A 15,648-nucleotide genomic window follows, 5' to 3' on the forward strand; every position below is an offset into this window, starting at 1 on the left:
AAAGCTTATGAAAATTTTTATAGATGATACTTATGAAGCCATGTCAAAACGTGCTGCAGATGATGTTATAAATGTTATGCGACCATTATCGCAGCCATTATTTGTTGCAGCTTCGGGAGATTCACCGAAAGGCTTGTATAAAGAATTAGCAGATAAAAGCAATGCTTCATTCATTAATATTTCAAACTGGTATTTTTTGGGTTTGGATGAATGGATAGGCCTTGATGCCAATGATGAAGGCAGTTGCCGGTATATGCTGAACAAAGATTTATTTCATCCATTGCATGTGAAAGAAGAAATGATTTGCTGCTTCGATGGCAAAACAAATGATGCATTAAGAGAATGTAGCCGCATTGAAAATTTTATTGAGCAACATAATGGAATTGATGTGGCCATTCTTGGCCTTGGCATGAATGGACATATTGGCTTAAATGAACCAGGCACATCACCATTACTTCGTTCACACGTTTCTGATATTGCAGCAACAACAAAAACAGTTGGGCAAAAATATTTCTCCAAACCACAAACGCTTACAAAAGGCATTACACTTGGGCTTGCCACTTTAATGGAGGCAAAACATTTATTCTTAATAGTGAGTGGCGACAAGAAAGCAGCCATTTTAAAGGATGCGTTGCAGCATGCGCCAACAGAAAGCATTCCTGCCACTCTAATAAGAGAGCATCCGGGCTTCGCGGTATATGCAGATAAAGCTGCAGCAAAATTGCTTTAGTCTAAAAACCTGATAGAGAAAAGAAGATGAGGAGAAAGATTGAAGGCGGTTATTTCACATCATGCCTGCGAACATTTTTCGCCTTATTAAAATTTGCCAGGCAACTATCTAAAGGCTGGCCTTCGCTATAAATGCAATCACAAAACTCCTCGCAAGCTGCGGGGTTTTTGCTGGAAATACATTGATTTCTGCACGCTTCTTCAGAATTGCCCGGCACTATTTCATATAAATAAAAAGTACCGATAATGATAAAGGCTAACACTGCAAAGCAGCTTCCAAAAAATATAATCCGGAGTCGCTTACCCAAGGGGTTTTTCAATACAGGAGGATTTGCTTTGGGTTGCTTAAATGGCAAAATGTGTTTTAAGCGGTCATAATCCCAAATTAATAAAAACAAACTTGCTAATGCCATCATTGTGTTGAGCCGGGTACCATCAAAACGGGTAGCATAAGTGAGCACACAAATATTGATAATGATGGGAAAATACATCAGTGCGCCAAGAAGAGAAGTGCGTGGAATGAGTAATAATATAGCTGTTATAATTTGAACAACCCCAATGAATGTATAATAATATCCCGTAAGATATAAGGCATCGAAATAATGCCCCAAAGGATTGTTGGATGGCAAGCCTGCGGCAAACCGTTCACCCATGATTTTAACGAAGCCGGCAGGAAGAAAGCTTGCTGCCAGCGCGATGCGGCAAAAAACAGCAAATCCCTGAAACCATTTGTCAGACTTCGCTTCATAGTATATTTCTTTAATTCTGCTCATGGCAACTGGTTAGATGATATAAGGCTAAATGTATTTGGTGAAGCGCTCCATTCATCGAAACAACTGATAAAGGAATATGCTGCTACTATTGATTCTTTTTTTCTCGAATAAATATTTTACTGATAAGATAATGTACAACTAATGCCATCGCTGTCCAGTAAACGGCAAAGGCTAAAATCAAAACCGGGGGTGCCGGATCCGGGTCTTTAGCCAAAAACGATAAAGGCCCTATCAAAACAAATTTTAAAGGATATATAATTGAGGCCAGGGCACTTTTCCAGCCTAATGGCGATCCGGCGCCCGGGAACCACTCACCGTTTGCGGGAAACAGCCGGACTTCGCGGCCTAAAATTGAATTAGAGATAAACTGAAAGGCAAATGCCAAAATGAGGAAGACCGTAACAAACTTTGTTTTTGAAACCTTCATACTTTTTTGTTTTAACAATGAAGTTGTTTGTACTTATTTTAACCGCATAGAAACATGACGATTACTTAGGAAAATGTATTTAGTGTAAAGTACAAAGTGAATCCTGGTATTTTATTTCGATGAAAATCTTGTGCCACTGTTTGCCCTTGCCTATGCTAAGAAAATATGTATCTGCGTGGCTTGTTTCAAAATCCAAACAAGTTCATTTTGTAATGAACCGATAAAGCATCAAACAGCTTTTATTGTGTTTGCTTTTTAGCTTGATATTGATTTATGATCAGCCATATTACCCCGATAATTATTAAAAGCAATGGCAAAGCGCCTGGTTCATCTTCAACCTTAATCATATAAATCAGCAGTATAATTCCTAAGGATATACTTAAGACCGGAAGTAATTTGTCCCATTTTAGCTTTTGGCTGATCCGCTTTTTCATAATATTCAAATATTAAAAAGTACTTTGAATTACAAAGTAATAATAAAAAATCCGGATTCTTATAATTTTTTTTAAGGGATTTTAAACCGGGTTCCACCTCCATCTAAAAAAGTTTCATTTTCCCGTCAGAGCACTATCGCTGGCCGACAGTTGTACTAATGGCTAACGTTAGGAGAGTTCTGCAGCTTCACCGGCTTTGCACGGGTTGCTGATTTATTGTTTAAGCTTATTGATGTCTATCATCAGGCTATCTTCATAAGTGCGGAGTATTGAATCGTAATTACGGGTATTCTCTGAAATAGCTTTGCCTGTTAACTCATAAGACCTCAACCTGAGATTACAATAATCAAGGATTATTTTATTGCGCTCGTGTAAGGCATCAGGCAACTGAAATTTATCCAGGTCTTTTATGATTTTTATATTTTCATTCCAATAATGTATGCCACTTGCAACCATTGCTTTCACCGTATCCGCAGGTGTGTTTGCATTCGCATTGTTATAAAGCATCAGGGCTTTCTTCTCATTATCGGCGAATATTTTCATGCCGGCATCATACCGGCCAATATCATTCGGGATATTAAAACAAACAATAAAAGAAGTTGTTAATACAAAAGCGGCAAGCGCAATTAATGTTGTGTATTTAAAAACGCAGGAAACAGTTTTTTTCAAGCCAGGATAATAAGCATACCCGATTAGCAATCCGCATATCAACCCGCCAATATGCGCTGCATTATCAACTCCGCCCTTCATTCCATTGGCAAGGTTGTAGAACACAAATACGCTGATGCTTGCCAGTAATGCTTTGCGTGCAGTTTTTTCAATAAGGTTAGTAGTAAGCATGGCAAGAAATACGCCGTATAATCCGAAAATGGCGCCCGATGCGCCGGCACTTATAGTGAGTTCATGCCAGTATAAACTGTTTACGCTGCCCGCAATGCCTGCGAGCAAATAAGCTGTAAAAAAACGAAGGCTGCCTAACCGCGGTTCTAATAATAAACCTATGTATAACAACGCATACATGTTTAATAAAAGATGCAAAATGCCAATGTGTAAAAAACAGTTTGTTATAACGCGCCACCATTGGCCACTTAAGGTTAAGGGCCGGAAATTAGCACCCCAGCTAATCAAAACTTGATTGCCGGGAAGCAAAATATTTGCCCCGGATATCACCATTAAAATAAAGATCAATATGTTGATATCAATTAAAATGGGGGTAACAAAGTATCCCTTCACCGGTATAAATAAATTGAAAAAACCTCCCTTTGTAGCTTCTGTATTTTGAAATATTTTTTCTTTGTTTGCTTCAAATGCAGGCTGCAGCGCTTCCCATTTCAGGGTTACTTCTTCATCCGTAACGGCAGGCAGGATTTCATTAAAAGATGTAATAAATCTTTCAACATTTTTTTTGTTCACATTCCAGTCAAACATCTGGCTGCCAATGCACCGGCTTTCAATATGTGCATTATCATTTTCAATAGTAACAATGATTTCTTCTCCTGAAGACCTTGCTGAAAGCTTGCCGTATGCAGTAAAACCGGTTTCATTTATATGAGCAATATTCCAATTTAATTTTTTTGCTGCTTCGAGCGCTACTATGAGGAAATTCTGGCCCGAAACATTTTCCAGCTCAATATTGCTTGTGTACTTAGGGTTTAAGCCAAATGACATAATATTAGTTTAGGTATATACAGTTAATAAATTTTGGTGACCAAAAATATAAATAAATACAAAACAATTTTATTACTGCTTATAATTATTGCAGGTTGCTATTCAAGCTTTATATCTTTCCCGGCTTTACTGTTGGCAGCATCAATATTCCATCCGCTTGCTAAAATGTATGGTGTTGCATTTTGGGCATCTTCATTTTCATAACTGCATTCAATTATTCTGCTCTCGCCGGGCGCCAGTGAAATATAATTATCGGAAAAGATTACCGGCAATATATCATCGCCATTTTTATGTTGCAGGCATCTTACATGAATAAAAAAAGCAACCGCTTTTCCAGCATTCTTAATAGTGATGGTATGTATCGTTTCCCTTTCTTTTTTGATGGATGAAGATGATACATCAAGCGTTGTTAACGGCATTTTCCGCAATGCTGTAAAATCAGCAAAAGATGATTGCGGCGTATAATACCATTTCAATTTTTGCCAGTTTAGTGCATCTGCTTTTTTTGAAAGCCAGTACCAGTTAATGCTCTTTGTTTGCTGGTCTTTATCTTTCAATTCCAATCTTAAAAAATATACATCCGATAAATTATTTATTGATGGAATGACAAAACAATGCTGCGTTCCGTCTTCACCAATATTTGTTGAGATTGTATTAGAATATTTATTCGTTCCGTCTAAATTAAATATATCGGCCTTTACTGTTAAACCTTCATATTTTTTTAAATAAGAATTGATAATAGCCACTTCATTTGTTTTGTAAGAATACATCACATGCAAAGGCTCCATTGATTTCTTCATACCGAAATAAGTGCCTGCGGGATAGAGATAATAATCATACGTATGCCATATTAAACCCGGCCATGAATTGGCAAGCATCCATTGCACTACGCCGGTTGCTGTATGATATTTTTTTAATCCGTACGCCTCCATCATGGCACGGTGTCCTTCATAATTCTGCAACTGTGCTTTCCTTAAATAATCATGTATGTCTGTTACATTTCCATAGCGATTAAACAAAGCCGTATCAAATATATTGGTAGTGCCGAAAGTCATTGTTCCGCAATGGTACAGCCAGTCAGAATTGGTAAACCAAAGCGAATCTTTTGGAAGAAATTTTACCAGGCTTTCATACGGCGGTATAGATGGTCCGGGAGAAATTTCTGTTGCAAAGCTCCAGGCGCCGCCATATTTGGCGGTATCGGTTTCCCAATAAATGGGAGGCACCCAATCGTAAGGGCCATTCATTTTTACACCGCTAAAGCCTGATACTTTTGATTTGCTTGCATCAGCAGTACCTATGGTTGGATTAGGCCAATTCAAATTATCTTCTATCGCTAAATAATCTCTTTCAACAGTGGTATCACGCGGCGGCATATCGCTGCCGTTCAGCCACACCATTATGCATGCTTTGTTGCGCAGCCAATACATCATGCTGCTGTCTGATGACATGGCAACTGCACGTTCTGCAGCATCCCAGTTTTCAGGGTATTGCCAGGCGCCGCAACACATCCAGCCAGTCATAACAAGCAAACCCAGTTTATCACATACATCATAAAAATTATCATCCTCAAATTTACCTTCACTGCGCACAATATTCATATTCATATCACGCACTAATTTCAACTCCTGTTCATCACGCAATAACGAATGCCGCTGAAAAATATCGGGTGACCACGCAGCGCCACGCAGCATAATGCGTTTTCCATTCACCATAAAAACCCTCGACTGGTCATTAATAAATTCTGATGTGATTTCACGAATACCAAAATTCTCCGCAATTGAATTACTTGTTTCATTATTTACAATACAGGTAACTTCTACCCGGTTCAAATCGGGCTTTCCATACTGCCAGGGCCACCAGATTTTTGGATGTGCAATATTGAGTTGCTTCAATCCATCGGGGTTAAAACTTATCTCCCTTTTCTCATGCGGTTGCAGGTGTATGGTTTGCTCAAAATTTACATCGTCATTTATCTTTCCTTTTATAATGGCATCCTGCGGCTGATCGGTATAGTTTGTTGCCAATGCATATACTGTTAGATGCGCAACATTCAAGGAAGGCAGATCAAAATGCGTTGACACGAAGGGATGATCAATGCCCACTTTATTAAAGGTTTTTATTTCAACATTGTTTACGATGCCGCCGTTGTAATCAGGCGGGTAATGTATCCAGTCTGCATAATCAATGGCAAGATCGCCATCACGTTTATTTGGGTTAAAAGGCCTGAGAATTTCAACTGCCAATACGTTCGTTCCTGCATACTGAATATCGTTTGTAACATCTATATTAATGATGCGGAAAGGCCCTTTAATTTGTGAGCTGTCTGCAATTAGTTTTCCGTTCAGCCAAATATTTGCTTTGTAATTAATACCATGTAACCTGAGTACAACGTTTTTATTTTTTTCTGATGAAGGCAATTCGAATGTGTTCCTGAACCACCATGTGGCATCAAGTTTTTTATCGGCAAGTTTTTCAAAATTCTTTCCGAAGAAAGGATCAAAATCATACACATGGTTGGCAAGTAACCCGGCGATAATGGTTGAAGGAACAGTAACAGGATACCAGCCCGCTGGTGTAAAACCGGGCATGGAAATCTTGCCGCCTTTTGTATCATCCGTTACAGCCGACTGCATGCGCCAGTCATCATGCAATATCATACTGAAGCTTTCTTTACGTGTTTGACTAAAAGCAGCATGTAATGAAACAGAGAGCAAAGCGACTGCACATATTTTTTTCATACACATTACTAACAAGTTTAGATTTTCAAGATGTAATCATTAATCTTCAAATCATTTAATTCAATAATCACGGTTCAAACACCTGCATCAAAATATAAAGCAGCAGCGCCAAGAATACCGCTGTTTTGCAGCGATGACACTTCAATACTTAAGCGTTCTGCAGATTTTGAGAAAGCAAAAGTTTTAATACGCTTCCACATGGCTTCTTCAAAATACTTATAAGCGTGCCTTACGGAGCCGCCGAGAATAATTATTTGCGGATCATACGTGTACATGATCATCTTGATACAATTGCCGAGGTGTGTACCGAGCTCCTCATATAACTTCAAAGCCTGCACATCTTCCTGCTGGGCTTGCGTATAAACAAACTCGCCACTTAATTTATGGACGTTTTCAAAAAAAGAACCGCTGCAATAATATTCATAAACCTTATCCAGGTAATCCACCATACCAAACTCACCGGCGCCGCAATTAGGCCCGGCATATAATTTTTTATGAATGATAATACCTGCGCCCACACCCGTTCCAACAGTCAATCCAATCATCGAATCATACCCCTTGCCTTTGCCAAAATAATATTCGCCCAATGCAAAACAGTTGGCATCGTTGTTTACAAATACCGGCACATGATAGCGATGTTCCATAATTTCTTTAAGGTGCACTTCTTTCCACGAAGGAATATATTGCACATCATAAACAATACCTTCCTGCACATCTACAACGCTGGGAACGCCAATACCTATTGCCGTTATATCATCATGCATCAATGCATCGGTTAATGCAAACACATCATGTAAAACATCTTCTTCCGAACCATTGCTGCGAATACGTTGGGATGTTATCTGCGATAAATCGTTCTCCTGAACAACTGCACCGCGAATATTGGTAGCGCCCAAATCAATCCCTATAATTTTTTCTTTCATAAATATAAATAATACCGGTTTGGAGTTTTTAAAGCATTAAACCGCATTTAGGAAATTTCTTTTTTATCAAAAATCGTTTTATTGGTAATAAGCGGCTTTGCCCAAAAACCAATGCTTAACATATAACTCATCGTTATATAAATAACACACATAGCAGCTTTTAACCCGAATAAATTCCCGAGCCCGCCTATAAGCAGTTGCACTATTGCACCGCCAATAATTCCCGTAACCAAAATACCGGCGAATGAACCATGGTCTTCTGAAACGGAACTTAATGCCAGCGAAAAAATAACCGGGTACATTACAGACATAAAGAACCCAACAATGGGAAATGAATACAATGAAACATTGGCGCTTCCAAAAAGGCCAAGCGTTAAAAATATTAATGCCGCAATGGTAAAGATGATGAGCAGTTTACGGCTGTCCATCAGCTTCAGCAAAAGCAATCCTAATATGCCACCGGCTGTCATTAAACCCCAGAAATAAGCCACGGCATGTGCTCCCGTTGTTTGCGGATCGAACTGATGATATTCAAATAAAAACTGCGACATCCAGTATGAAACGCCCTGTTCTGTTCCAACATAACAAAACAATGCAATGAAATAAGCAATTACCACTGGCTTTTTCAATAATAATAAATGTGTTTTTAGCGGGCCCGATTTTTCATCACTCTTTAATTCAACTTTTGGGAATCTTGATGCAAGGATGATCAAAAACATGAATAAACAAATGACAGCGAATAACCAGTACAGAGATATCCATGGCATAGCCGCTGGTATATGTGATCTTAAAAGATCAAACAGCCCATGGCTTGTGGTGTTAATATTTGTAACCATGTAAGAATATACCAGCGGGCTGATGAATGATGCAGCGCCAAAAATTAATTGAGCTAGCACAGAAGTGAATGCATAATTCTCTTCGCCGCCTGCTGTTCTTAGCAATGGATTAATAACCACCTGGAGCATAGCCATGCCGCAGCCAATAAGAAACAATGATAAAACGGCCGTAAGATAATTTGGCCATAGCGCTAACATGAGCGAACCGATAAAAGCTACAACGAATGCAACGACCATAATAACTTTCTCATTATACTGTTGCACCAGCATGCTTGATGGTATTGACATAACGCCATAAGCAATAAAAAATGCAAAAGGCAAAAGCCCCGCAAGTAAATCACTCAGCTTAAAATCTTTGATAAACTCCGGCGAAAGCGGCCCGATAATATTGGTAAGAAAAGATATAACAAAAAACGTAAGCATTATTAATGCCACGATGTAGTAGTTGCGTTTCATGTTTGAACTATAAGCAATGAAAGAGGCAACAAGTTAAGGATAAAGTGATTGCTGTGATGAATGGGAAGATGAAAATAATGTAAGGCACCAAAGCTAACAGCCGGGCTAAAACCTGGAAAACATTTCCATAAACTCCTGCTTCCGGCTCCGGGAAATATTGATAGTGGCATCATTATCCATAATAAGATAACCGCCATCAACACGCACAAATTTTTTAATGTGATTTAAATTGATGAGATAAGAACTATGCACACGATAAAAATCGTCGCCGCTTAAAGCATCATCTATATCACGCAGCGTTTTGGAAACCAGTATTTTTTTTCCGCCTGCAAGCACTACATTGGTATAATTGCTTTCTGCCTCGCAATATATTATTTCAGATGTGGGCACAAACGTTAGCCCTTCGCCTGTTGTAAGCGCAATGCGCTGCGGCGCTGTTTTTACAGGCTGTTTTATTTGCTGCAGCAGTAATTGAAATTGTTCTTTTGTGGGCACAGACGTTTTTTCTTCTATGCGCTGAATAGTCTTGATCAGATCTTCCGGATCCACAGGTTTTAATAAATAATTGATTGCACTGTACCGGAAAGCTTTAATGGCAAACTGGTCGTATGCGGTACAGAACACAACATCAAAAAACAATTTATCAAATTGTTCAAGCATATAAAACCCATTCATTTTCGGCATTTCAATATCAAGAAAAACCACCTGTGGCTTATGGCGGTTAATGGCTTCAATGCCCGCTTTTGCATTATTGCACATAGCGGCAATGCTTACCTGGGGGCAATATGTTTTTAATAGCCACTCCATCATTTCAAGTGCATTTTTCTCATCATCTATTAAAATCGCTTTTATCATAGCAATACTTTTTCCGTTTACTGATCAACAGGGATCATAATAATAACCCTTGTGCCGGCAGCGCTGCCATCATTATATTTAAGATCACTTATTTCTACAGAAGCATCAAACTGCACGTGCATATTAAGCAGGGCCAGCCTGTCTTCCGTAAGCTTCATGCCCAAAGATTTTTTTGATGAAACTGATTTGCTCTTCAATTCCATGGCACGCTGCCGGCCAACGCCGTTATCTTCTATCATGCATTGCAATACATTATTACTGATGGAAAGATGAACCGAAAGATGCCCGGCTTCTTCTTTATGTAGCAATCCATGCCATATTGAATTTTCCACGTAAGGCTGAATAATAAGCGGCGGAACAAATAAGCTGTCAGCACAAACATCTTCATCCGTTGTAATGGTATATGTAAATTGTTTTTCAAAACGAATGCTTTCCATTTCAATATATAGCTTCAGCGCTTCGAGCTCACTGGAAAGGGTAACGGTTTGATTATTGCTGTTATCCAGTATAAGTCTTATAAGCTTTGCAAACCTTGTAAGGTAAAGCGATGCGGTGGCCTGGTCGCTTTTTACTATATACCGGTTAATAGAATTAAGACAATTAAAAATAAAGTGAGGGTTCATTTGCGCCCGTAATGCCTGCATTTCAACTTCTGCCATTTTTTGCTTTGTTTCCATCAATGATTTTTCTGCTGCTGCCTTTTCGGCTTCTGCTTTTATATTCATTATTTTACCTGCACACAAGGAAGCAATTGTTTGAAGTATATGCAGGTGCTTTTGAGTAAAGAACGATTTTTTTGAGTGTTCGCAATCAATTATGCCAAAAACTGCATCTTCTATTATAATGGGCACTGTTATCTCCGATAGCCTTCTTTTATCATCCACAATATAACGCTTATCTTCCAGCGTATTTTTTACAATAACCGGTTGGCCCGTTTGAGCCACATAACCTGTAATACCTTTTCCAACCGGGATTTCAATGGGCGTAATAATAGTGAATGCTTTAGGGCTTTTAGCGCCATAAGCTGCCACCTGGCATAAAACCTGCCGCTCTTTATCGAGTTCATATATTACACAATCTTCAAAGTGAAGGCGGCCGATACAATTCCTGGCAACATCCCACAATACCTCCCTTATGGATTGCTGCTGGTACATACTGGAAGCAAAGTGGTTAACCGCTTGTTCCACTTCCAGTTCTTCCTGTTTAAGATGAAGCCGCCTGTTGCGGCTTTTTATTGAAATAAATATCAGCGCTGAAAGGCATACCAGGCAGCACAGCAAAAACCATCCGCTTAACCAAAACGGGACTTTAATAATAAATGGAAATGCAGATGGCGCACTTATCCAGTCTACATTATTAATGCTGGCCTGTACTTCCAGCACATATTTACCGGGGCCAAGACCTGTAAAACGAAGCTGGTTGTTGTTGCCAAGATTCGTCCATACATCATCAAAACCGGCCAGCCTGTAACGGTACTGAACTTTGCCTGCATTGTTATAATACGGTGCTGCAAACCCCACTTCAAATGACCTTTCATTATAAGGAATATTATAAACGTTGCTGATATTGTAAACTACAGAATCATTGAACAGCCTGATATAAGCAATATAAACTTTCAGGTGATCACTTTGCCGTCGCATTTTTTCCGGGTTTAGGTAATTGAGGCCATTGGTACCGCCAAAAAATAAAGTTCCGTCATGGCTGCGGTACCAGCAGTTAGGGCTAAAGCCATATCCTTGTACATTATCTGTATAATCATACAGGTGCAATCGCTTATGTAAGGTATCATAACTATAAATGCCATTATCCGAGCTTGCCCATATAGTACCCTTTTCATCCTGGTATAATGAGGCTATAAAAATATTATCAAACACCTCTGAATACTTTGTTACCTCCGCTTTTTTGCCCGTGCGTGAAGCAATGTATAAACCGTTATCCAGCGTAAATAGAAAGCGGTTATCCGCAGTAGCGAAACCGGCCCTTATCCGTGTTTGCTTACCGGGAAGGGTTACAGGCCCCACATAAGTCATATTGCTGTCAAACAGGTGCAGCGCCAACTGCGTGGTAAGCCAAACATATCCATCAGGTGTTTGGAAACAAAAATTCGCGTTTTCGCGGGAAGCCGGCGTTTTCAGGCGTTTCAGGGTATATGTCTTTCCATCCAGTATATAAATTGCATCCTTTCCTGTTATAACGTGGTTACCGTTTTGCAGGGTGGTAATGGCATCAATATAGTCCTGTTCACTTAATTGTTTTGTACTGTCGCTTTCATATTGAGGCCGCTTATATTTTTTTGTTACGGGGTTAAATAACCAGATACCCAGGTCGCCCGGGCCCAATATTACATATTGTCCGTCCCATGCAATGCCTCTTACGGCAGAATAGGATAGCTGATCATGGCTTCCCTCCTGGGGAAGGTATGCGGTCCAGTTGTTATCTTTCCTATTCCAATGTATAAATCCATTAGCGCTTGCCAGCCAGAAGTTGTACTGTCCATCCCCGGTTATTCCTCTTATATTGTCGATGGTAGCAGGCAGGTTAAGCCTTTGCTTGTTGATGCGCAGAAGGCCAAATGATTGGCCGTTTAAAGAAAACCGGCTGATGCCGCTGCCGGTTATCATCCATACAAAATTATCCGGGTCTACATACAAACCGCTTGTATAGTCAGCGGTATGTTTTTGTTCACCGTTTTCATAAATATTCAGCGGAACAAATGTATCATTAAGGTTATTATATTGAAATAAGCCAGACGAAGAAGCAATAAGGTACCTGTTGGCTGCTGTTTGTTTTACATCTCTTACATTAAGATATTTGAAAGCGTCCGGCTCCGCAACAGCCGGGGTTTTTATGGGAGTGATTGTATGTTTTATAAAATTATTCCAATAGCTTGTATTGTTCCAGGCACTTACAATAGCACTGTCTTCACTAAAGGGATAAATAAATTGGGGGTTAACATTTTTAATGCTATCTATCCGGTTGCTGTACGTATTGTACCTGTAAACATAATCGCCCCGCTGATAAAAAATACTGTTACGAAAACTGGTGAAATTAAATTCATAATAAGGCGGGGAAATATGTTTGTTTATGTCAGCATATATAAAGCGGTTTACCGTTTCGTTGTAAACATAAATTGCATTACGCGATGAAACCATTACCGGTTTGCCGGGCAAAATAAAAAGGCTTCCTAAATGATTAGGATCATCTTTTGATGCTACCGGCACTTCTTCAAAAACCTGCCGGTTCTCATTAAAATAAAACACCTTCTTGCGTGAGTTGAGCCAAAGCCTTCCGTTATTATCGCATACGATATTAGCCAAGTCGTTACCAGGCTTAAAGTTAACTATCCGGCTGCCGTCAAACCGCTGCACGCTGCGGTCATATAATATCCATAAAAAACCTTTACTATCCTTATTAAGCGCTATAATATTACCAGGCCTTATACCCCATGAATAATCAAACTGCTGCACGTGGTAATCGGGCAACTGGCAGTAACAATGCTGCACAAACACAAACATGCCTGCCAGGATTATACTGTGCGAAAAAAAACGATACCGGTTTATGATGCTTTTAAAACAAGTGAACACAATACCACTAATATAATAAGAAGGAATGATTACAAAGCATTCATTGTGCAAACAGCAATTTTTTTTATCATGCTATCCGTTTATAAACCGTGCATAAATAAAAGCTGATGAAAATTATATAAGCACCTGCAACAAGCAATATACTGCAAGCCGCTTATCATCCATTTAACACAAGTTAACATATAAGCCAGGCCCTTAAACCTCCGGGCCGGGCTCCTGCTTCAGGTTATAAAATCCCGCTTCGGGAATTAGATTTTTCCCTTCGTCCAATTTCGTACAGTGGTGGGTAAAATCATCAATCCGCTTTAACAAACCAGTGCTGTATAAGCGCTTGACTTTAGCCTGCCGGCAGGCATAATTTCATGCATTCAATAACCAAAAAAGTGATGTTATGAAAACAGTAATTGTATATGCGCTCAGCCTTTTAATAATGGCTTCAGCAATAGCAGCGCCAGGGTCTTCTTTGCAGCAAAAGTTTAATGAAACATTTCCCAATGCAAAGAATGTAAAATGGACCGATGATAAAGATGGCTTCTTTGTAAGCTTTACACAAAACGGCAACTTTAAAAAAGCGCTTTATAATAAAGACGGCGATTTTGTTTGCTCATGGAAATATACAGATGGAAATGACCTTCCGGTAAACATCATCATTAAACTGAATAAAAAATTTGAAGGCTCCAAAATACTTGGCGTTACAGAATATACAGCAGGTGAAAATATTCTCTACAATGTTAAGCTGTCAAAAGGTGAAAAACTGTATAACCTGGATATTCTGAGCGATGGTACCATTGCCAGGCAACAAAAATTTAATACACAGGTTAATTAAATAATTACTATATGAAAGCGCCAATATTATATGCATTGATTGCCTGTTTTACAACAGGCATTTGCGCCGGCAACACAGGCGCACAAACTGCGGCAAATAAAGCGGTATTGTTTTCAAATGCAGCAGAAGAAAGTTATAAAGCTTCAACTAAAACCATTGTAAATACGAAAATTAAAAAAGCATTTATAAAGGAATTTGGAGAAGCAACGACCGGCACCTGGAGTGTGGCCGGAAATAATTTCTTGAATCATTTTTATATAGATGGCAGGCGGGCCAATGCTTTGTTCAGTAAAAACGGCCGCCTTATTTATACAATAATTTATGGAACAGAAACCCTGCTGCCGGCAGACTTAAAAGCGTTTGTGCAAAGTGAATATCAATGTCATGATATCACTACAGTTTTTGAAGTTATGCAACAAGGCCGCCACATCTGGGTGGTACAATTAAAAAACAATGACGAGGTAATAACTGCAAGGATTGAAAACGGGGAACTGGAACAAACACAGCAGTTTACCAAATCAAAATAACTATGCAATGTCATAATGCATAGCAGTGTAAGCGACCCCTTTTTCCAAAGGGGTTTTTTGTTTATATTCCGTGATATCTTTAGGCGTTACTATTTGTAAAAAGCAAATTTGCACGTTTAAAAAATTTCAATATGCAGAAGGATAAAATAAACATGCTTACACTATTATTACTCTATTTAAATAGTTGGGAAGAGAAAGGATATTTTGAACCCGTACGCCGGGCGTGGAAGGGACACAATTTTGATACATTAAACAAACTGGAGGAAGAAGGGTTTATTACACAAAGCAAAACAGCAAAATCATTGTTTTTAACTGAAAAGGGCATTGAAGTTGCAAAAAGACTGGAGATCCTGCTTAATAATTTAAAAATGGAATAATGGCAAATACAAAAAAATATACTTTTTCGTATCACGAATTTGAAAACGACAGCCTGCTGAATGACGAAGACAAATTACTCTTATCAAAAGCCAGGGAAATTACTGCAAAAGCTTATGCGCCTTATTCAGATTTCTTTGTAGGCGCCGCAGCCTTGTTATCCAACAAAAAAATTATTACGGCTACCAACCAGGAGAATGCAAGTTTTCCGGCAGGCATTTGCGCAGAAAGGGTTTTGCTTTCAGCCATCACCGCTGTTTACGGTGAAGTTGCCATTGATACAATAGCCATCAGCTATATCAATCATAAAAACAATAAAAGCGATCATCCCATTTCGCCCTGCGGTATATGCAGGCAAAGCTTAATGGAATATCAGCAACGTGTAAAACATCCTATACGGTTAATACTCGCCGGTATGAAAGGAAAGGCTATAATAATTGATGATGCCTCTTTTTTATTGCCACTTAATTTTAATGGTGATGATATGTTGTAAT

14 protein-coding genes are annotated in these 15,648 nt (G+C 39.1%); 5 read left to right on the forward strand and 9 right to left on the reverse strand.

Annotated features, from left to right (window positions below):
* Positions 1–7 precede the first annotated feature (7 nt).
* Positions 8–730 carry a glucosamine-6-phosphate deaminase gene (locus ACTHN6_RS12165; RefSeq protein WP_440436035.1) on the forward strand — a complete coding sequence of 241 codons (723 nt, stop codon included), beginning with the start codon at positions 8–10 and terminating at the stop codon, positions 728–730.
* A 49-nt stretch (positions 731–779) separates the two neighbouring features.
* On the opposite strand, the gene ACTHN6_RS12170 is transcribed toward ACTHN6_RS12165, so the two are convergent.
* The 9 genes from ACTHN6_RS12170 to ACTHN6_RS12210 all read right to left on the reverse strand — a co-directional run bounded on the left by ACTHN6_RS12170 (position 780) and on the right by ACTHN6_RS12210 (position 13,477).
* The gene (locus tag ACTHN6_RS12170; protein ID WP_440436036.1) at positions 780–1,502 is read right to left on the reverse strand and encodes a hypothetical protein; all 723 of its coding nucleotides are present in this window, start codon (positions 1,500–1,502) and stop codon (positions 780–782) included.
* 85 nt (positions 1,503–1,587) lie between these two features.
* Complete coding sequence (locus ACTHN6_RS12175) at positions 1,588–1,929, reverse strand: hypothetical protein (protein WP_440436037.1); 342 nt, start codon at positions 1,927–1,929, stop codon at positions 1,588–1,590.
* Positions 1,930–2,168: 239 nt separating this feature from the next.
* Positions 2,169–2,363 carry a hypothetical protein gene (locus tag ACTHN6_RS12180; RefSeq protein WP_440436038.1) on the reverse strand — a complete coding sequence of 65 codons (195 nt, stop codon included), beginning with the start codon at positions 2,361–2,363 and terminating at the stop codon, positions 2,169–2,171.
* A gap of 213 nt (positions 2,364–2,576) precedes the next feature.
* Positions 2,577–4,031 carry a rhomboid family intramembrane serine protease gene (locus ACTHN6_RS12185; RefSeq protein WP_440436039.1) on the reverse strand — a complete coding sequence of 485 codons (1,455 nt, stop codon included), beginning with the start codon at positions 4,029–4,031 and terminating at the stop codon, positions 2,577–2,579.
* A 98-nt stretch (positions 4,032–4,129) separates the two neighbouring features.
* Positions 4,130–6,772 carry a glycosyl hydrolase 2 galactose-binding domain-containing protein gene (locus ACTHN6_RS12190; RefSeq protein WP_440436040.1) on the reverse strand — a complete coding sequence of 881 codons (2,643 nt, stop codon included), beginning with the start codon at positions 6,770–6,772 and terminating at the stop codon, positions 4,130–4,132.
* 74 nt (positions 6,773–6,846) lie between these two features.
* Positions 6,847–7,695, reverse strand: a complete 849-nt coding sequence (locus tag ACTHN6_RS12195; RefSeq protein WP_440436041.1) for an ROK family protein — start codon at positions 7,693–7,695, stop codon at positions 6,847–6,849.
* Between the two features lie 47 nt (positions 7,696–7,742).
* Positions 7,743–8,987, reverse strand: a complete 1,245-nt coding sequence (locus ACTHN6_RS12200) for an MFS transporter (protein WP_440436042.1) — start codon at positions 8,985–8,987, stop codon at positions 7,743–7,745.
* A gap of 105 nt (positions 8,988–9,092) precedes the next feature.
* The gene (locus ACTHN6_RS12205; RefSeq protein ID WP_440436043.1) at positions 9,093–9,842 is read right to left on the reverse strand and encodes a LytR/AlgR family response regulator transcription factor; all 750 of its coding nucleotides are present in this window, start codon (positions 9,840–9,842) and stop codon (positions 9,093–9,095) included.
* A 17-nt stretch (positions 9,843–9,859) separates the two neighbouring features.
* Positions 9,860–13,477 carry a histidine kinase gene (locus ACTHN6_RS12210; RefSeq protein WP_440436044.1) on the reverse strand — a complete coding sequence of 1,206 codons (3,618 nt, stop codon included), beginning with the start codon at positions 13,475–13,477 and terminating at the stop codon, positions 9,860–9,862.
* 340 nt (positions 13,478–13,817) lie between these two features.
* Between ACTHN6_RS12210 and ACTHN6_RS12215 the strand changes: the two genes are divergently transcribed.
* The 4 genes from ACTHN6_RS12215 (at position 13,818) to ACTHN6_RS12230 (ending at position 15,647) form a co-directional block, all read left to right on the forward strand.
* Entirely contained in the window at positions 13,818–14,252 is a 435-nt protein-coding gene (locus tag ACTHN6_RS12215) for a hypothetical protein (protein ID WP_440436045.1), read from the forward strand.
* A gap of 11 nt (positions 14,253–14,263) precedes the next feature.
* Positions 14,264–14,779 carry a hypothetical protein gene (locus ACTHN6_RS12220; RefSeq protein ID WP_440436046.1) on the forward strand — a complete coding sequence of 172 codons (516 nt, stop codon included), beginning with the start codon at positions 14,264–14,266 and terminating at the stop codon, positions 14,777–14,779.
* A gap of 131 nt (positions 14,780–14,910) precedes the next feature.
* Positions 14,911–15,156: a DUF6429 family protein gene (locus ACTHN6_RS12225; protein ID WP_440436047.1), complete on the forward strand. Its 246-nt coding sequence runs from the start codon at positions 14,911–14,913 to the stop codon at positions 15,154–15,156.
* Positions 15,156–15,647, forward strand: a complete 492-nt coding sequence (locus tag ACTHN6_RS12230) for a cytidine deaminase (RefSeq protein ID WP_440436048.1) — start codon at positions 15,156–15,158, stop codon at positions 15,645–15,647. The genes ACTHN6_RS12225 and ACTHN6_RS12230 overlap by 1 nt, the downstream gene beginning before the upstream one ends.
* Position 15,648: the final 1 nt, after the last annotated feature.

It is taken from the genome of Parafilimonas sp., from assembly GCF_051953455.1.
Taxonomy (GTDB): domain Bacteria; phylum Bacteroidota; class Bacteroidia; order Chitinophagales; family Chitinophagaceae; genus Parafilimonas.